The sequence below is a fragment of the Nocardia sp. PLKS1-43 genome, from assembly GCF_059510335.1.
This window is the reverse complement of record NZ_JCAJZQ010000011.1, coordinates 97,751-115,232: the sequence shown is the minus strand read 5'-3', so window position 1 is coordinate 115,232 and position 17,482 is coordinate 97,751. Positions and strand designations below refer to the sequence as shown.

At 68.5% G+C, this 17,482-nt stretch carries 19 protein-coding genes and 1 pseudogene; 5 read left to right on the top strand and 15 right to left on the bottom strand.

From position 1 onward, the window contains the following. Nucleotides 1–14: 14 nt before the first annotated feature. Nucleotides 15–401: a hypothetical protein gene (locus AC5WS7_RS30695; RefSeq protein ID WP_495958088.1), complete on the top strand. Its 387-nt coding sequence runs from the start codon at nucleotides 15–17 to the stop codon at nucleotides 399–401. A 4-nt stretch (nucleotides 402–405) separates the two neighbouring features. Here the strand turns inward: AC5WS7_RS30695 and AC5WS7_RS30690 are convergent, their stop codons facing one another. The 6 genes and pseudogenes from AC5WS7_RS30690 to AC5WS7_RS30665 form a co-directional block, all read right to left on the bottom strand. After that, a complete protein-coding gene (locus tag AC5WS7_RS30690; protein ID WP_495958087.1) occupies nucleotides 406–627 on the bottom strand; it encodes a hypothetical protein in 222 nt (73 codons plus the stop codon). 75 nt (nucleotides 628–702) lie between these two features. Beyond that, nucleotides 703–948 (bottom strand): hypothetical protein, encoded by a 246-nt coding sequence (locus AC5WS7_RS30685; RefSeq protein WP_495958086.1) that lies wholly within the window; start codon nucleotides 946–948, stop codon nucleotides 703–705. After that, entirely contained in the window at nucleotides 945–1,538 is a 594-nt protein-coding gene (mce1N, locus tag AC5WS7_RS30680; RefSeq protein WP_495958085.1) for a transport-regulating membrane protein Mce1N, read from the bottom strand. Before mce1N ends, AC5WS7_RS30685 begins: the two co-directional genes overlap by 4 nt. Before the next feature lie 298 nt (nucleotides 1,539–1,836). Next, nucleotides 1,837–2,325: a hypothetical protein gene (locus AC5WS7_RS30675; protein WP_495958084.1), complete on the bottom strand. Its 489-nt coding sequence runs from the start codon at nucleotides 2,323–2,325 to the stop codon at nucleotides 1,837–1,839. A gap of 104 nt (nucleotides 2,326–2,429) precedes the next feature. Continuing rightward, nucleotides 2,430–3,401: pseudogene (gene hemB / locus AC5WS7_RS30670) on the bottom strand (porphobilinogen synthase); the annotation flags it as partial. A 563-nt stretch (nucleotides 3,402–3,964) separates the two neighbouring features. After that, nucleotides 3,965–4,684 (bottom strand): TetR/AcrR family transcriptional regulator, encoded by a 720-nt coding sequence (locus AC5WS7_RS30665; RefSeq protein ID WP_495958083.1) that lies wholly within the window; start codon nucleotides 4,682–4,684, stop codon nucleotides 3,965–3,967. A gap of 107 nt (nucleotides 4,685–4,791) precedes the next feature. Between AC5WS7_RS30665 and AC5WS7_RS30660 the strand changes: the two genes are divergently transcribed. After that, nucleotides 4,792–5,961 carry an alpha/beta hydrolase family protein gene (locus AC5WS7_RS30660; RefSeq protein ID WP_495958082.1) on the top strand — a complete coding sequence of 390 codons (1,170 nt, stop codon included), beginning with the start codon at nucleotides 4,792–4,794 and terminating at the stop codon, nucleotides 5,959–5,961. A gap of 135 nt (nucleotides 5,962–6,096) precedes the next feature. Next, nucleotides 6,097–6,369: a hypothetical protein gene (locus AC5WS7_RS30655; protein WP_495958081.1), complete on the top strand. Its 273-nt coding sequence runs from the start codon at nucleotides 6,097–6,099 to the stop codon at nucleotides 6,367–6,369. Nucleotides 6,370–7,096: 727 nt separating this feature from the next. Here AC5WS7_RS30655 and AC5WS7_RS30650 read toward each other — a convergent pair. The 5 genes from AC5WS7_RS30650 to AC5WS7_RS30630 all read right to left on the bottom strand — a co-directional run bounded on the left by AC5WS7_RS30650 (nucleotide 7,097) and on the right by AC5WS7_RS30630 (nucleotide 12,351). Continuing rightward, the gene (locus AC5WS7_RS30650; protein ID WP_495958080.1) at nucleotides 7,097–7,258 is read right to left on the bottom strand and encodes a hypothetical protein; all 162 of its coding nucleotides are present in this window, start codon (nucleotides 7,256–7,258) and stop codon (nucleotides 7,097–7,099) included. 241 nt (nucleotides 7,259–7,499) lie between these two features. Beyond that, nucleotides 7,500–9,065: a bifunctional uroporphyrinogen-III C-methyltransferase/uroporphyrinogen-III synthase gene (locus tag AC5WS7_RS30645; RefSeq protein ID WP_495958079.1), complete on the bottom strand. Its 1,566-nt coding sequence runs from the start codon at nucleotides 9,063–9,065 to the stop codon at nucleotides 7,500–7,502. Further along, nucleotides 9,066–10,082: a hydroxymethylbilane synthase gene (gene hemC, locus AC5WS7_RS30640; protein WP_495958230.1), complete on the bottom strand. Its 1,017-nt coding sequence runs from the start codon at nucleotides 10,080–10,082 to the stop codon at nucleotides 9,066–9,068. A 14-nt stretch (nucleotides 10,083–10,096) separates the two neighbouring features. Beyond that, nucleotides 10,097–11,461: a glutamyl-tRNA reductase gene (locus tag AC5WS7_RS30635; protein WP_495958078.1), complete on the bottom strand. Its 1,365-nt coding sequence runs from the start codon at nucleotides 11,459–11,461 to the stop codon at nucleotides 10,097–10,099. After that, on the bottom strand, nucleotides 11,458–12,351 hold the full coding sequence (locus AC5WS7_RS30630; protein ID WP_495958077.1) for a redox-sensing transcriptional repressor Rex: 894 nt from the start codon (nucleotides 12,349–12,351) through the stop codon (nucleotides 11,458–11,460). The genes AC5WS7_RS30635 and AC5WS7_RS30630 overlap by 4 nt, the downstream gene beginning before the upstream one ends. Before the next feature lie 566 nt (nucleotides 12,352–12,917). Between AC5WS7_RS30630 and AC5WS7_RS30625 the strand changes: the two genes are divergently transcribed. Next, on the top strand, nucleotides 12,918–13,175 hold the full coding sequence (locus AC5WS7_RS30625; RefSeq protein WP_495958076.1) for a glutaredoxin family protein: 258 nt from the start codon (nucleotides 12,918–12,920) through the stop codon (nucleotides 13,173–13,175). Nucleotides 13,176–13,270: 95 nt separating this feature from the next. Continuing rightward, a complete protein-coding gene (locus AC5WS7_RS30620) occupies nucleotides 13,271–14,305 on the top strand; it encodes an HAD family hydrolase (protein ID WP_495958075.1) in 1,035 nt (344 codons plus the stop codon). Nucleotides 14,306–14,606: 301 nt separating this feature from the next. Here AC5WS7_RS30620 and AC5WS7_RS30615 read toward each other — a convergent pair whose 3' ends face one another. The 4 genes from AC5WS7_RS30615 to AC5WS7_RS30600 form a co-directional block, all read right to left on the bottom strand. Beyond that, nucleotides 14,607–15,623: a lysophospholipid acyltransferase family protein gene (locus tag AC5WS7_RS30615; RefSeq protein WP_495958074.1), complete on the bottom strand. Its 1,017-nt coding sequence runs from the start codon at nucleotides 15,621–15,623 to the stop codon at nucleotides 14,607–14,609. Next, on the bottom strand, nucleotides 15,620–16,693 hold the full coding sequence (locus AC5WS7_RS30610) for an NAD-dependent epimerase/dehydratase family protein (RefSeq protein ID WP_495958073.1): 1,074 nt from the start codon (nucleotides 16,691–16,693) through the stop codon (nucleotides 15,620–15,622). The genes AC5WS7_RS30615 and AC5WS7_RS30610 overlap by 4 nt, the downstream gene beginning before the upstream one ends. A 166-nt stretch (nucleotides 16,694–16,859) precedes the next feature. Then, a complete protein-coding gene (locus AC5WS7_RS30605) occupies nucleotides 16,860–16,961 on the bottom strand; it encodes a 30S ribosomal protein bS22 (protein WP_003402602.1) in 102 nt (33 codons plus the stop codon). Nucleotides 16,962–17,236: 275 nt separating this feature from the next. Next, nucleotides 17,237–17,461, bottom strand: a complete 225-nt coding sequence (locus AC5WS7_RS30600) for a helix-turn-helix domain-containing protein (RefSeq protein WP_051193761.1) — start codon at nucleotides 17,459–17,461, stop codon at nucleotides 17,237–17,239. Nucleotides 17,462–17,482: the final 21 nt, after the last annotated feature.

The following is a 17,482-nucleotide window of genomic DNA, read 5'->3' as shown; positions in this document are numbered from 1 at the left end:
GCCGGGAGAGACGCATGCGAACCTTGATTGTCGGCGCCACCCTCACCGCACTCGCGGGCACCGCACTGACCTGCGCCGCGACCGCGGCCTCGGCGGGTGAGATCGTCGCCCAGCCCGATCAGGGGCGGATCGGGATCAGCCTGTCGCACGCCGAGACCGCCGCCCTGGCGGACGGTCCGCTTCCCGCGCTGATCAGCAAGGTCGTGCCGCTGAATCGCATGGGCGCGGGCCTGCATCCGGGCAGCCAGATCTACCGGGACCCGCACGGCGGCGTGCACGCCTCACCACGCGAGCTGCTGCTCGAATCGGCCGCACATCCGAACGGGAACGTGGTCGTCTTCCTCGACGCCCCGGGCACGCACGGTTCTCGCCTGCTCGACATCTACGAGCACTGGAACTGACCCGCTACCAGCGCGAGGGCCGCAGACACGACAGCGAGAACCCGGTCCTGACCAGGCAACCCATCGGGCCGGGAAGCCCGTCGACCAGCCGGGAGCGGGTCACCGGTTCCGGAGCGGGGCCGGCATCCATCGCCGTGACCACGTCCAAGGCCACGGTGGCCAGCCCGATGATCGCGATGGCCAGCATCACCATCACTCGGCGCTGCACGGGAGACGTGCGGGACATACCTCCAGTGTCCGCACCGATCGCCGGGTTGGCACCGATTGCCGAAAGTTGGCCGCGATCCACAGGCCAGGCCGGTCAGACCCGCCGGTATCGCTCGACGGCCCGCGCGACCAGATCGATCAGGGCCAATCCGGCCACCGCCGCCAGCAGCGCGGCCAGGCCGATCCAGGGCCCGCTGTAGCGGGTCGCCTCGAAGGCGGGCAGGTCACCGGACGCGGCGAACGAAACCGACTCGATTCCGGCGTGCCAGGCAGGCACGATCGCGGCGAGGCAGAGCACCAGAACGACCACGTCGACGGCGAGCCACAGCCGGTGCGTCATCGAGCGTCCTCCCCGGCGTCGCGAGTGCCTTCGAGCGCGGCGCCCTCGCCGGAGGTGACCTCGCGTCCGGCGGCATCAGCGCCGGAACCGCTCTGCTTCGAAGCACCGACCGCGCGTTCCTCGACCGCAGCGGTGAGCTGCTCGCGCAGACCCCGATGATCGCGCGCCCACGCCTGCACCAGACCGCCGTCGCGCAGTTTCAAACCGATGCCCTTGCGCCGTCGTGGCACCCCGGCCAGCTCGCCGAGGGCACGTGCGGACTGCCAGTCCTCGTCGTCCCAGGACTCCTCGTCGGGTTCGGGCAGGATCGCCGCGATCCGGTCCAGGTCCAGCGTCTCGGTGCCCTCACGCAGCGAAGTACCGGTCAGTTCCACGCTGACGTGCCGCTTTCCCGCGACGACCTGCAACGAGACGAATCCGGCGAGCAGCAGCGCGCAGAAGGCCAGACCGAACCAGTGCACCGGGCCGTGACCGAGCGTCAGTTCCAGAATCAACACGATCAGGCAGATCAGCGGGCCGTATGTGACGGCACGCCAATGCGCACCGGGCTCGGCGAACCGCACGTCGGCCGGGGCTCGGGTATCGGTCACGGAAACCTCCAGGCTGTCTCGCCCGCCCGCGTGATTCTCCGGAAGCGGCGAACGATCAGCCGACCATACCGGGCAGCAACAGAACGGCCAGAGTGAGCAGACCCAGAACGAGAACCAGGCCCATCATCAGAACGTCTCGCCGAAGGCTCTGCGGCTGTTGAATCACCACTCGCATCATTGCCTCCGCTTCTCCGGAACGCCTCGCGCGATCCGATGCGGAACGCACGACCCACGACATCCGGTTCCCAGGTCCTCTGTGACAACCCTCACCATACATGTTGACCCGCCGGTAACAAACTCACCGGGGCGGCCGACCGCCGTTCACGACGAAGTAGGCGTTGGATTCGCTTCGGTGGCAAAGGAATACGGCTCCGGCGGCCAGAACGCCCTGGAGGATGGCCGCGGCCCCGGCGAGCATCTCACCGGTGCCGGAGATCGCACCGAGACCGAACATCGAATTCACCCCGCCGATCACCAGGACCACCGCTGCCACGTCGAACAGCGTGCGCGCCCATGGTTTACCCCGGCGCAGCTGATGCGCCACGGCCAGCGCCGCGGCCGCGAGCGCCAGCCCGAACACCACGCCGAGCACGATCAACATGGTGACCATCAGGTCGTAGGTCGCGATCGGGGTCTGCGGTTCCTGGGCACGCAACTGGTCGTAGATGTTCCGGGCGATCGTGTGCCGATGCTCGAACCGCGTCCACATCCCGGCGAACAGCCGTACCACGCCCAAAATTACCGCGCCCCACCATAATTGGGACGCGGTACGAACGTCGTCGGGCATCGGCCGATCAGGAGCCGGCGGGACCGGCGGAGTCCACTGGTTCACGACAGCGGGTGCGCGACCTCGGTCGCCCCGGGCCGGACCGCGATCTGCCTGCCGTGCGACAGCCACTGCGCGACTTCGGTCGCCCAGTAGGTGAGCACGATATCCGCACCCGCCCGCCGGATCCCCATCAGCGATTCCAGAATCGCGCCGCGACGGTCGATCCAGCCGTTCGCGGCGGCGGCGGTGATCATCGCGTACTCACCGGAGATCTGGTACGCGGCCACCGGCACGGTGGAACGGTCGGCGACATCGCGCAGGATGTCCAGGTAGGACATCGCGGGTTTGACCATCACCAGATCCGCGCCCTCGGCCAGGTCCAGTTCCAGCTCCCGGATCGCCTCGCGGCGATTGGCCGAATCCTGTTGGTAGGTGCGGCGATCGCCCTGCAAGGAGGAGGAGACCGCCTCGCGGAACGGACCGTAGAACGCGGAGGCGTACTTCGCGGCGTAGGCCAGGATGCCGGTGTCGATGCGGCCGGCCTCGTCCAGCGCGTCGCGGATCGCGCCCACCTGACCGTCCATCATGCCGCTGGTGCCGAGCAGGTCCGCACCCGCCTCGGCCTGGGCCAGCGCCATCTCGACGTAGCGGTCGAGGGTCGCGTCGTTGTCGACCGCGCCGTCCGCGGACAGCACCCCGCAGTGGCCGTGATCGGTGAATTCGTCCAGGCAGGTGTCGGCCATGACCACCGTCGCGTCGCCGACCTCCTCGGACAGCGCGCGCAGACCGCGGTTCAGGATGCCCTCGGGGTCGCTGGCGAGGCTGCCGACCGCGTCCTTGTCCTCCGGACGCGGCACTCCGAACAGCATCAGCCCGCCGACGCCGGCGGTGACCGCCTCTACGGCGGCCTTGCGCAGTGAATCCATCGAATGCTGGTGCACGCCCGGCATCGAGCCGATCTCGCGCGGTTCGCCGAGCCCGTCGGCGACGAACATGGGGAGCACCAAATGCCTTGGTTCCAAAGTGGTTTCGGCAACGAGACGCCGTAGAGCAGGGGTACGACGCAACCGCCGCGGGCGGTCCATTCCGGTCATGATGCGCACGATACGCCCCGGTCCGGGCCTGTGCCGCACCGCCTCCGCACCGGACCGCCGCCCCGCGCGAGGGCCCCGGAACAACCGTCGCCGCCCCGTGACCAGGCATACACCGGGCAACACAGGACATGCGCGCGACGACGGGACGCCTCTGCGGGCCGATGCGATCGAGACATGCCCGCGCGTACTCCGCCGCGCGCGGCACACCCGCACAACTATGACCAATCACACACCGACGCGGCCGATCCGGCCGCACAGCGCGACCTTCACGACCGGCTCGGCGACAGTGCGGCGCAGCCGGCTCGTATGTGCGAACAGGAACGTTTGAAGGGGGTCGATTGTCACCACCGGACTCAGCTACCGCTCGGCCGTCGGCCGGACAGCGGGACCCCTGGCCGCGAATATGCCAGTGCCTCCCAGCGACCGTCTGCGGATGTCACACCGTCGACATCTCACCGCAGCCGCGCGCGGCTCCGTACCCGCCTAGGCCTGACCGCGTGTTCCCGCACGGAACCGTCGTCACCTTCCTGCGCGGCATCGAGGTCCCCGTCAGGAGCGCATCCCTACCGGGCCGCACCGCTGTCATGGTCGGGATGCCGCACCCCATGGCGCGTGCGCGCGCCCGACATTGCGTCCGGCGCGCCGCCGCTCGCCGAGCCCGCCGATGGACGGGGGCGGGCGGCCTGCAAGGCGGCTTCGAGTGCGGCGGTGAGTGTTTCGAGGTACGCGTCGTCGCTGTCGCCGGACAGCACGAGGATGCGGAAGCCCAAGGGGGCGATGAGCAGATCCGAGGCGAGTTCGAGATCGAGGTCGGCGGGGAGCTCGCCGCGGTCGATGGCGGCGCGCAGGACCAGGTGGGCGTTGTCGCGGCGCGGCGCCGCGACGGTGGTGCGCAGGACTTCGGCGAGGGATTCGTTGTGGTGGGCCTCGGCCAACAGGCTCGCGCCGATATTCCGGACGGTCGGATTCGACAACTGCTCCCGGAATGTGTCCAGGAGCCGGCGCAGATCGGAGCGCAGGGCTCCGGTGTCCGGGATCGGGGGCAGAGTGTCGCGGACGGCCTGGCGGATCAACTCGGTGAGCATCCCCTCCTTGGACGGCCAGCGTCGATACAGCGCGGCCTTGCCGACTCCGGCGCGGCGGGCGACGGCCTCCATGGACAGCCGCGCAAAGCCGGATTCGGCGAGTTCGGCGAAGGCCGCCCGGGTGATCGCGTCGGTGACGCGCTGTCGCAGGGCGGCCCCGCCGGTGGCGGGCCGGGGCACTGTCCGCTCCTTTGCCATGCATCGAGACTAACCGAAACGGAACCGTTGCGTTCCATTGTGTCCGGTGTTAGCGTCGGTTCAACGGAACGGAACTGTATCGTTCTTCACGGAAGGTGTGTTCGATCATGAAATTCCTCTACGACGACGAGTCCTTCTCCTTCGAGGCATTGCGCGCCGCGGGTTATGCCACCTACGGCGGCGCGGAACTCGGGGAGGTCCTGGTGACGTGCCGGCAGATCCCGGAGGGCGACGAGGACGCCTGGTCGGCGCAGTGGGCCGCCACGGCCACCCGAGTCGAGCGCATCGGCCGCGACGCCCTGGCCGCCGGCCATCGGGTGAGCGCGCGGGAAGCGCTGCTGCGCGCGTCGAACTACTACCGGACCGCCGATTTCTACCGCCGTGACGACCCGGCGCACGACCCCGAATCCGCTCGCCTCGCCCGCGCGTCCCAGCAGACCTTCGCCGAAGCCGCCGCTCTGCTCGACACCCCTGCCCGCAAGGTGCGGATTCCGTACGAAGACACCACCCTGCCCGGCTATCTTTTCCTCGCAGACGATTCCGGCACACCCCGCCCGACCCTGATCTACCACGGCGGATACGACTCCACGCTGGAAGAGGCCTACTTCGCGATCGCCGCGGGGGCACTGCGTCGCGACTACCACGTGCTCGCATTCGACGGTCCCGGCCAGGGCAGCACCGTCCGGGATCAGGGTCTGCACTTCCGGCCGGACTGGGAGGCGGTCGTCACCCCGGTCGTGGATTTCGCACTCGGCCTGGCCGAGGTGGATGCGGACCGGCTCGCACTGGTCGGCACCAGCCTGGGCGGCTACCTCGCCGCGCGGGCCGCCGCCTTCGAACACCGGATCGCCGCATGCGTACTGCACGACGGGGTCTTCGACTTCCACGCACCCTTCGCGGCCATCGGCGATTCGGCCGAGCAGCTGCCCGGCGGGCTCGACGGCCTGATGACGCAGAACACCCAGGCGCGCTGGGGAATTCGCAACGGACTGTGGACTTTCGGGGTATCCGGTCCCGAGGAATTGCTGAAGGCGATCGAGTCGTACACGATGGCGGGCATCGCGGATCGGGTCAGTTGCCCGACGCTGGTACTCGAGGCCGAGAACGACCAGTTCTTCGCCGGGCAACCGCAACAGATCTTCGACGCGCTGACCTGCCCGAAGGAATTGATCGTCTTCCGCGAGAACGAAGGCGGCGGCGAACACTGCCACGAGGGCGCGACGGCCCTGTTCCACCAGCGCACATTCGACTGGCTGGACGGCGTCCTCGGCCGTTGACCCAGCGCAGCGGAATCGCCGGTCGCACAAAGCGACCGGCGGTTCTTGTCGGTGCCGAGCGCTATAATCGAAGGTGTGTTCGAGAGTCTCGCGGGCCCTCGATCACTCGTTTCCACCACCGACGGGGAGGGTCTCGTGGCCACAGATTCATCGTTCAGCATCGTCCAGCCGTACGCTCCGCTGACCAAACGCCGTCTGCCCGCGGGCCGCCCGCGCTCGTGGTACGTCACCCACAATCGCCGCCTCAAGGCGATGCGCCTGGCCATCGCCCTGCTGGATTCCGGCGTCTACCGAGCCGACCTCGCCGACAACGAAAAGATCCGCCACACAGCAGATCTCGTCGGCATTCGCCCGCCCTCCGACAAAACCTGCCGCCTCGTCCGAGACCTCATGCGCAACCGCCGCTGAGGTCACGCAGGCGCGTTCCGAACGCCCATCGAGCAGCCGGAACGAGCGCGCCGATCCGGCCTGTCCTCGGCACGATTCATTTCCGCGCCCGCAGCAGGGGCGAATCGTGCTGAGGCACAGCCTATTTCACATCAGGCAAGCGCACCGACGCACACCTGGAGTCCGCGATCTATTTCGCCATCCGGACACGTGGCAGATGCGAAGAACCCGTGCCGAACTGGCCCGCGCTCAACGCGAGCCAGCTGCCGCTTGCCACGTTGCAGACGAGTCACGCTGATACACAAGCCGTCTCGCACTCGCCGAACGCCGACCTCGCACCTGTTCCGACACCCTGGACTACGCCGCCACCAGGTTCGCGGCCCGTCTCACCGCCCAGACGCGTGGCACGTGCGAGCAACAAGCCCCCGAAACGGGACCGACCGGTGAGACCTCAGAAGGCCGCGCACACGCCGGAGCGAAGCGGAGACAATCGAACACGGCTCGCGGCACGCATCGCCAGCCGAACGCACGGCGAGTACGAGGAACGAATGCCCGACACAGGACCAAACGATGAGACTTCGGGGCCGCGAACCGGAGCGAAGCGGAGGCAATCTCACACAGTTCGGGACCAGCGCCGGCCGAACGCTGCCGGGCACGAGGAACAAGTACCCGGCACAGGACTGAACAGCGAAGCTTCCGGGGCACCGTGAACCCGGCGGAGCGCAGCAGAGGCAATCCGCAATACACCTCACGGCAGCAGTGGTGCGGACAGAACGGCAGCGGCGGTCGGCACCATGCCCAGATGCATTCCTCGCTCGATCTGCGCCAGGGGCGAACCGGCGTACTGCGGGGCGAGTTCGACTTGGCGCAGCGGCGCCGCGGTGGCGGCGCGCAGTTGTTCGCGACACATCTCGCCGACCGGACGAGTGGCGCGAGTGCGAGCAACGAGTGCCCGACACGGGACCGAACAGCGAGACTTCAGGGACAGCGAACGCGCCGGAGCGCGGCAGAGGCAATCTGCACATACCCGGCGGCCTCGGCGGCCGGACGCGTGGCGAGTACGAGCAACAAGTACCCGACACGGACGGGGACCGAACAGTGAGACACGCATGGTTGCGGGCTCGCCGGAGCGGGAGTGCGGAGATGCAGCCTCAGGCTCGGCCGCGGCGGCTCTTCTTGCGCGGCGGAGGCAGCAGGCCCTCGGCGCGCAGGTGGGCGGCGTGTTCGGCGAGGGCCTCGACCAGGGGGCCCACCTGGGCGAGTTCGGGCTGCACGTCCACGCGCAGGCCGAATTCGATGGCGGTCTCGGCGGTCTTGGGGCCGATGCAGGCGACGATGGTGCGGGCATGCGGTTTGCCCGCGATGCCGACCAGGTTCCGCACCGTGGAGGAGGAGGTGAACAGGACCGCGTCGAAACCGCCGGTCTTGATCATCTCGCGGGTCTCCGCGGGCGGCGGCGAGGCGCGCACCGTGCGATAGGCCGTGACGTCGTCGATCTCCCAGCCGCGGTCGCGCAGGCCCTCGGCGAGGGTTTCGGTCGCGATGTCCGCGCGCGGCAACAGCACCCGGTTGACCGGATCGAAAACGTCGTCGTAGGGCGGGAAGTCGGCCAGCAGACCCTCCGAGGACTGCTCCCCGCTGGGCACCAGTTCCGGATTGATGCCGAACGAACGCACCCGCTCCGCGGTGGCCTCGCCGACGCAGGCGATCTTCACCCCGGAGAACGCCCGCGCGTCCAAGCCGAATTCGGCGAACTTCTCCCACACCGCGCGCACCGCGTTCGTGGAGGTGAACACCACCCACTGGTAGCGGCCGTCGACCAGGCCCTTGACCGCGCGCTCCATCTGCGCGGGGCTGCGCGGCGGCTCGACCGCGATCGTCGGCACCTCCATCGGGATCGCGCCGTGGGTGACGAGCTTCTCGCTCATCTCACCGGCCTGCTCCTTGGTGCGCGGCACCAGAACGGTCCAGCCGTACAGCGAACGCGACTCCCACCAGGACATCTTCGAACGCTTCTCGACCTCTTTACCGACCGTGACCACCAGCGGCCCGACCAGCTCCGAGGCGGCGCTGTTCAACGTCGCCAGGGTGGCCTCGATGGTCCGCTGCTGGCGAGTCGTGCCGCGAACGGTCACCGCGACCGGGGTCTGCGCCGCGAGGCCGTGCTCGGTGAGGGCGCTGGCGGTCTCGGCCAGATGTCCGGACGTCGCGTGCAGCACCAGCGGGCCGGGTGCGGCCGCGACGGAGGCCCAGTCCACCTCACCGCGCACATCGACCTCGGTATGACTCGAGCCCAGTGCGATCCCCGCGTAGGCGGGCACCGTCGCACCGGACGGCAGTCCGGGCAGCACCTCGAACACCATGTGCGATCGGGTGACGGCGTTGACCTCGGCGATCACCGAATCGGTGGTCAGCGGGTCACCGGAGACCAGCCGCACCACATCGTGACCGTTGCGCGCCTCGGCGACCAGGGTCTTGGCCACCTCGGCGGGCTCGCCCAGGGCCGGGCGCACGTCGACCGGGCGTTCTCCGTCCGGATTCGGCTCCACCGCGATACCGATCAGGGCGAGCACACCCTTGTCCACATCGGGGTCGGTGAAAGCCAGCGTCGCCCGGCCGAGCACCTCGCGGGCCCGAACGGTCAGTAGCGCCGGGTCACCGGGGCCGGACCCGACAAAGAGAATCCGACCAGGATGCTTCTTAGTGGCTCGGCTCATTTATCGTTCTCCATTGGGCTGGGATGGGTGAAAGTCTGTGCTGCCCTCGCGGTCGGCGCCGAGCAGCTCGCGCGCGCCCAGCTCGACCAGCTCGCGGGCCAGTGCGCGGCCGAGTTCCTCGGCCTCGTCGGGCGAACCGACCGCCGATGCCCGGAGCACGTCCGAGCCGTCGATCGCCGCCACGCAACCGCGCAGCGACAATTCCTCGACCACCCGGCCGTCGTCGTCGAGCGATTCGACGACCTCGGCCAACGCGCCGATCGGGGCGGTGCATCCGGCCTCCAGTGCGGCCAGCAACGCCCGCTCGGCTTCGATCGCGGCGCGTGTGCCCGCATCGTCCAGGGCGGAAAGGATGGTCACGAGATCCGGGTCGTCGGCGCGGCACTCGACCGCGAGCGCTCCCTGCGCCGGGGCGGACAACATCTGCACCGGCTCGAGCGATTCGCTGATCTCGTCGAGGCGGTCGATACGGGCGACTCCGGCCCGGGCGATCACCACCGCGTCGAGTTCACCGTCGGCGACCTTACGAATTCTGGTGTCGATATTGCCGCGCAGCGGCAGGATCTCGAGGCCGAGACCGAGCGCGCGCAGCTGCGCGGCCCGGCGCGCGGCGGAGGTGCCGACCCGCGAACCGGCGGGCAGTTCGCCCAGGACCAAACCGTCGCGGGCGATGAGCGCGTCGCGCGGATCCGCGCGCGGCGGAATGGCCGCGATGACGAAGCGCGGGTCCGGCGCGGTGGGCAGATCCTTGTAGGAGTGCACGGCGATGTCGACGGTGCGGAGGGCCAGTTCGTTGCGCAGCGCGGCGGTGAACACCCCGACGCCGATCTTCTCCACCGGTTCGGAGGATTTGTCCCCGGCGGTCTTCACCACGACGAGTTCGGCCTGCTGTCCGCTCGCGATCAGCGCGTCCCGGATGGTTCCGGCCTGGGTCAGCGCCAGCAGGCTGCCGCGAGTGCCGATCCGCCACGGCGCGTCGGCGGTACCCCGACGTGTCGTGTCGTTCTCGTGCACCATGGCATCGGTTGCGGTCACGCTGGCGCCCCTTCATTACCTGTTGTCCGGTCGTCGCCGAGGGTGGCGATCTCCATCGGCACCGCAACAGCTTGTGCCGCACCGGGTTTGAGTTCGAACAGTTCGCGCAGCGCCTCGGCGTAGGTGCCGCCGCCGGGCGCGGAGGCCAGTTGCTTGACCCGCACCGTCGGTGCGTGCAGCAGCTTGTCGACCACCCGGCGCACCGTGCGGGCGACCTCGGCGCGTTCGGGGTCGGCCAGCCCCGGCAGCCGCGACTCGAGCCGCATCAGCTCGGCCTCGACCACGTCGGCCGCGCGCTGCCGCAGCGCCGCCACCGTCGGGGTGACCTCCGCAACCCGTTGGCTCGCAAGGTATTTGGAAAGTTCGTCGGCGACGATGGCACGCGCTGCGGAGGTGTCGTCGGCGGCCGCGCCGGCCGCCGGATCACGCTGCAACGTCTCCATGTCGATCACCGTGACATCGGGCAGCCCGGCGACGGCGGGATCCACGTCGCGCGGCAGGCCGAGATCGCAGACGACCATCCGATGTCCGGCCGGAGCCGAATTCAGCGCCCGGTGCGCATCGGCGAGCGTCACCACCGCACCGACCGCGCCGGTACTGGTGATGACGATATCGGCGGCGGCCAGCGCGCCGACCAGGTCGGACAGGTCTTGCGCGGTCGCCGCGACGCCGTGCATGCTCTCGGCGGTGCGCGCCAGCCGCTGCGCGCGTTCCAGGGTCCGGTTCACCACGATGATGCGGCCGATCCCGGCGCGCGCCAGATGCGCCACCGACAGCCCGCCCATCGCGCCCGCGCCGACCACGACACCCGTTCGTCCGGTCAGATCACCGAGTTCGGCCCGCGCCCGGTCCAGCGCGACCGACACCACCGACGCGCCCGCGCGATCGATTCCCGTCTCCGAATGCACCCGCTTGCCCACGCGCAGCGCGTTCTGCGCCAGCTCGTGCAGGGTGCGTCCGGCGGCCTGCTGCGCGTCCGAGGCCGCGTAGGCGGCACGGATCTGGCTGAGCACCTGCTGCTCGCCGACCACCATCGAATCCAGGCCGCTGGCCACCGCGAACAGATGCTCCGCCGCGGCCTCGCTGTAGCGCACGTAGGCGTGTCTGGTCAGTTCCGGAAGCGGCAGATCAGCGTGCGTGGCCAGCAGGTCGCCGATCTCGGCAAGACCGCCGTGGAAGGCGTCGACCACCGCGTAGACCTCGACGCGGTTGCAGGTGGAGACGATCATCGCCTCCGAGACGTGTTGGGACTTCAGGATCCGGTCGAGCAGCTTGGGCCGATCGTCCTCGGTGACGGCAACCTTCTCCAGCACCGCGACCGGAGCGCTGCGGTGCGAAATTCCGACTAGAAGGATGCTCATTGCGCGACCACCGATCCGTTACTCATATGCGGTGTGTCCGAGGCCCCCGCGCGGTTGCGCAGACTGCCTCCCCCGGACCCGCCGCGGCTGTTTGGCTCCATTGCCGAAACCACGACCCCCGCTGGGCGGATCGCGGACGCTGATGTGTGTATCGCCGCGGACGCGGGGCGACGCCCGATCTCCCGGTCGTCCTCGGTCGCCGCCTCGGCGCTGCGCGCGCGCTCGAACGAGAGCATCTGCATCTCCACGGCCAGATCGACCCGGCGCACCTCCACCGACGGCGGCGCGTCCAGCGCGATCGGGGAGAAGCTCAGAACGCACTGCATCCCGGCGGCCACCAGCCGATCACAGACCGCCTGCGCGGCCGCGTCCGGCACGGTGATGACCGCGATGGTCGGCTCGAGTTCGGCGACGGCGTCGTGCAGTTCGGCCACATCGCGCACCGGCAGGCCGCTGATCGTTGTGCCGATGACCCCCGGATCCCGGTCGAAGATGCCGACCATGGCGAATCCGCGACGGCGGAAACCGCCGTATCCGGCCAGCGCACGACCCAGATTGCCGGCTCCGACCAGGATCACCCGATGTCCTTCGGACAGCCCGAGCACATCCTCGATGCGGGCATGCAACTTGGCCACGTCGTAGCCGACGCCGCGCACACCGTTGGGGCCGAGGAAGGACAGATCCTTGCGCAGCTTCGCCGAACCGACACCCGCCGCGACAGCCAGTTCCTCACTCGATACGATGAGCACGCCCTCGTCGGCCAGGACGGCGAGGACCCGGAGATAGGTCGCCAGCCGCGTGACCGTAGCCTGCGGAATGTCCTTGTACGGTGCGTTCGATCGCAGAGCCCTGCCGGAGACGCCTTCGGGCGTCTCATGCTGCTCTGTCACGTCGTTCGGCTCCTCGTCCGGCCGGGGGTCAGGTATCCGGTGTCTCTCCGCCGCCGACGCCTGCGGCCAGCGCCGCCGGGCGTCCATCGGGGGTTGTCGGCTGCTTCCGCTGCCGGAAGCGCGCGGCTTACGTGCCACCACCGTAACCGCTTGTGAAGCCCTGCACAAAGTCGGTGAATTCAGTCACTGTGTTTATCGGCCTCCGCTTCGCTCCGGCGAGGCCACGACCCCCGAGGGCCGATTCTTCCCGCCCTCCGCTGCCCCGCTTCGCTCCTGGCGCTCCGGTCGGTCCGGAATCGACCCGGGCCGCGGCCTCGCTGTCGGCGTTTTCCAAGGTGACCGGGCCTAGGTCAGCCCAGTGGTATATCCGGAGTGAACGGAAATGGGTGGCCCGGCGGTTGTGCTGCATTACCGGCTGCGCGCACCGGGCCGCGGCCATCGGAGGCGGCGTTGCCCGGGGTCAACTGGACCAGGTGATCCCGGGAGTTCAGTGTGATCGACCCGTCTCGGCGTTACCGTACAGATGTGGGGGAACACACAGGCATCCTGACAGCTTTAATGTGCTTATGAGTGATCGACATGCGGTGACGTTGCTGACCAGAGCGGGTTGCGGGCTGTGCACCGTCGCCTGGGAGCAGCTGCGTTCGATTTGTGCGGATTTCGGAATCGAACCCGGATCGGTCGACGTGGACCGCGCCGCGGCGACCGATCCGGGGCTGCGGGCCGAATACGGCGACCGATTGCCGGTGGTGCTGCTCGACGGCAAGGAACACAGCTATTTCGACGTCGACGAATTGCGGTTGCGGGCCGATCTGAACCGCTGAGCGCCGGTGTGGGCAGCGCCTCGTCGTTACGTTCGGCAACAGGTCACCCCACTCGGTTAATGTTGGGATGTTCGCGCGACGGGCGGAGGTTAGCGGTGCCGGAACGATCCAAAGATGCGAGGACAGGTTTCATCGCGGGCAGATTCGGAGAATTCCCGGCACGGTGGGGGCAGGGTCTGTCCGATCAGCTCACTCGCATCACTCGCAGCCCGTTCGGGCCGAGCGAGGAGGAGTTGCGCGCCAACGTCGCGGGTGAGGCCAGCGCCGACGCGGCGCTCGCTCTGCACGATGCGGAGCTGGCGGAATCGGTTGCGGCGGAAGATGTTTCGCAGCCTCCCGAACAGGTGCGCCCGCCCCGCGACCTGACCGCGGCGGCATTCTTCGACGTGGACAACACGATGGTGCAGGGCGCCTCGATCGTGCACTTCGCCCGCGGCCTGGCCGCGCGCAAGTACTTCAAGACCTCGGATCTGGCCGATATGGCCTGGAAGCAGGTCAAGTTCCGGGTCACCGGCAGGGAGAGCCAGGGCGATATGGCCAGTGGCAAGGAGAAGGCGCTGGCCTTCATCGCGGGCCGCTCCACCGCCGAGCTGGCCGAACTGGGTGAGGAGATCTACGACGAGATCATCGCCGACAAGATCTGGCCCGGCACTCGCGCACTGGCGCAGATGCACCTGGACGCGGGTCAGCAGGTCTGGCTGGTCACCGCCACTCCGGTCGAACTCGCTCAGGTCATCGCCAAGCGACTGGGCCTCACCGGCGCGCTGGGCACGGTCGCGGAAAGCGAGGACGGCGTGTTCACCGGCCGCCTCGTCGGCGATATCCTGCACGGCCTCGGCAAGGCGCACGCGGTGCGTACCCTCGCCATCCGCGAGGGCCTGAATCTGAAGCGCTGCACCGCGTATTCCGACAGCCACAACGACATCCCGATGCTCTCGCTCACCGGTACCGCTGTCGCCATCAACCCCGACTCGGACCTGCGCGAGGTGGCCAAGAACCGAGGCTGGGAGATCCGCGATTTCCGCACCGGCCGCAAGGCGGCCAAGATCGGCGTCCCCACCGCCCTCGCCCTCGGCGCGGCCGGCGGCGCCGCGGCGGCAGTCCTCACCCGCAAACGAGGTGCGAACTAGCGCCGCAAAAGGCGGCGGTCCGGTGCCTCCAGAGCGACAAAGGTCCCCGACGTGGGCCGCACCAACCCCACCGATGCGAAGCGAGGCGAAAGGCTGACGTGCCCAGCGGCGAAGCGTCTCTGTCGGGCTGGGAGTCGCCCGCGAAGCGATAGGTTCAGCAACACCAACCCCCAAGGTTTTCGGCGCGGACTCGTCGTTCAGCCCTCGAAGCGCATGGCCGAAGGCCGAGTCTCGAGGGCTGAACGACGAGCCTTACAGCGCCGAAAACCCCGCCGGAGCGAAGCGGAGGCCAAAAATCCAGCTAGCCGCTGAAAGCGTTGCGGCGCTTGGCCAAACGCTTGTACAGCGTCTGCTGGATGGTCTCCCGGACCTGGTCGGTGATGTCGAACATCGTCATCGCGTCGTCGGCGGCCTCGGGATCGTATCCGCCGGTCGGGATGGGCTCGCCGAATTCGATGTACCACTTCGACGGCAGCGGCATCATTCCCAGCACGCCCAGATGCGGAAACAGCGGCGTCACAGGGAAATACGGCAGGCCGAGCAATCGCGCCAGCGGCTTGAGGTCGGCGAGTTTCGGATAGATCTCCTCCGAACCCACGATCGAGCACGGGATGATCGGCACCCCGGTGCGCACCGCCGCGGAGACGAAACCTCCGCGCCCGAACCGCTGCAGCTTGTACCGATCCCCGTAGGACTTCCCGATGCCCTTGAAGCCCTCGGGAAATACTCCGGCCAGCTCGCCGCCGCGCAACAACCGCTCGGCATCGGCTGGGCAGGCCAGTGTATGTCCGGCCTTGCGCGCCAATCCGCCCAGGACCGGCGTCTCGAAGACCAGGTCGGCGGCCAGCAGGCGCACCACGCGCCGCGCGGGCTGCCGGTCGTGCACGGCCACCTGCAACATCAGTCCGTCCAGCGGCAGAACGCCCGCGTGATTGGCGACGATCAGCGCGCCACCGGATTCGGGCAGCTGCTCGATTCCGTTGACCTCCACGCGGAACCACTGTTCGGCCAGCGGCCGCAACGCGGGCAGCAACACCGATTCCAGCAGGTGTTCGTCGAGACCGAACTCGTCGACCTGGTAGTCGCCGGTGAGTCGGCGGCGGGCGAAATCGGCTGTGCCGCGGATACCGTCGGCGACGGTATCGCGCACCAGATCGCCCAGGGAGCGCGGCGGCGGTGGCGTGGTCTCGGCCAGGCGTTCGGTGAGCGAGGTCACCGGTTTGGCCACACTCTCCTGCGGCCAGCGCCGCGACGCGGCACGCTGCCGGGCTTCGAAGTCGATGTCGTTCAGCTGAATGACCTTGGCCACGTCGTTCATCGGTGTGCTCCCTCTTCGGCCCCGACGAGGCCGAGAAGTCTCGTTTCAGCGGCGTCGATCCAACGCGGATCCAGGACGGGCCGCAACGCCGTACCCCCGACGAAATCGTCGAAGGCCTGCATCGTGGTCCAGCGCGGCTCGAACCCGAGTTCGGCGCGCATTCGGGTGGTATCCAGACCGCACCCGAAATGGAAGTAGTCGATCTGCTCGGACGTGAACTCCTGCATCACCGGGCCCATGAAACTGCGGCCGACGGTGCGGAACAGCGCGAACGGAATGGGCATCGCGATCCGCCCGGCTCGGCGGATCGCTTGGGACAACGTCAACGAACCGTCACCGGCGACGTTGAACGTCCCGCCCGGCGCGGCCAGAGCGGCATGCACCAGAGCGGAGATCGAATCCTGTTCGTGCAACAACTGCATCCGCGGGTCGCGGCCGAGAACCGTCGGCGTCACCGGAGACCGGAAATACTGCACGCCACGGTCGGCCAGCCGAGCTCCGACGATCGGCGGGAAACGCAGAATTGCCGTGGCGATATCCGGGCGTCGCCGGGCGAGCCCTCGCACATAGCCTTCCATCTCGATCATGTCGCGCGCGAAATACCCACTCGGCGGGGTTCTCGCACTCATTTCCTCGGTGAATTTCGCCGGATCCTTCGCGCTGCATCCGTAGACCGCCGAGGAGGAGCGCACGACCACCCGGCGCACGCTCGGGGATTTCTGGCAGACCGCGAACAGTTGCATCGCGCCGAGTACGTTGAAATCCTTCATCGCCGCGCGCCCGCCACTGGACGGCGGCCGGGACAGTACCGCGGGATGTACGACCGTATCCACCTCGTTACCGTCGACGATCTTGCGTATCAACGGATTACGAATATCGGCCCGGACGAATTCGGCGCGGCCCATACGACGCAGCAGCTCCCGGCCGGGTTGGCGGGCGTCCACCGCGATGATCCGCTCGACAGCGGGGTCGGCGGCTAGGGCGGCAACCACGTTGCCGCCGAAGAATCGACTGGCACCGGTGACCAGCACAACTCTCGCACGGTGCCCGTCGCGCTCGTTCTGGCTCACGCCGAAAATCCCAACTGAACCCCTTTGCGGCCTGTCCCCGCGCTCCAGAGTAACGGGTTCCACAGGCGCCTGGAGAGGGTATTTACCAGGATCTAACGATGACTTTCGCCACCGGAAACGAAAGAACCCGCCATCTGTCGATGACGGGCCTGTCCGCGGCTACGGCCTACTTGCCGAGTTTGCGACGCTGCACTCGGGTGCGGCGAAGCAGCTTGCGGTGCTTCTTCTTCGACATCCGCTTACGGCGCTTCTTGATCACAGAACCCATAGGGTTGTTCCTCGCGTTCTCTCTCTACTCGGCGCGCACGCCGGTTCACGTACGCTCTCTTCCCGGGTCGCCCGGCCCGCATGGCTCCCGGTTTCCGCGCTACCGGTATTCGCGCTCACCGCTACCTCGGCTCTCGGGCACCGGCAGGCGAACACGACGGTGATTCATCGTACCGGGCCGCTGCCCGGCGATGTTTCCGGCCTCCGCTTCGCCGCGCGAACCGCGAGGTCTACCCGGCCCCGGTCACCGGGGCTTCGAATCCAGCCGCGGGCTTCTCACCCCGCATCGAAGTAGGAGGTCTGCAGATAGTCGTGCACCGCCTTGGCGTGCACCCGGAACGATCTGCCGACTCGCACCGCGGGCAACTCGCCCGAGTGCACCAACCGATACACCGTCATCTTGGATACCCGCATCAGATTCGCCACCTCGGCGACGGTGAGGAACTGCGTTCCTCCACCGACCACGGGTCCCGTACTCGCAGAGCTGTTTCCAGACATCATTGCGTCACCGACCTCCGGCAC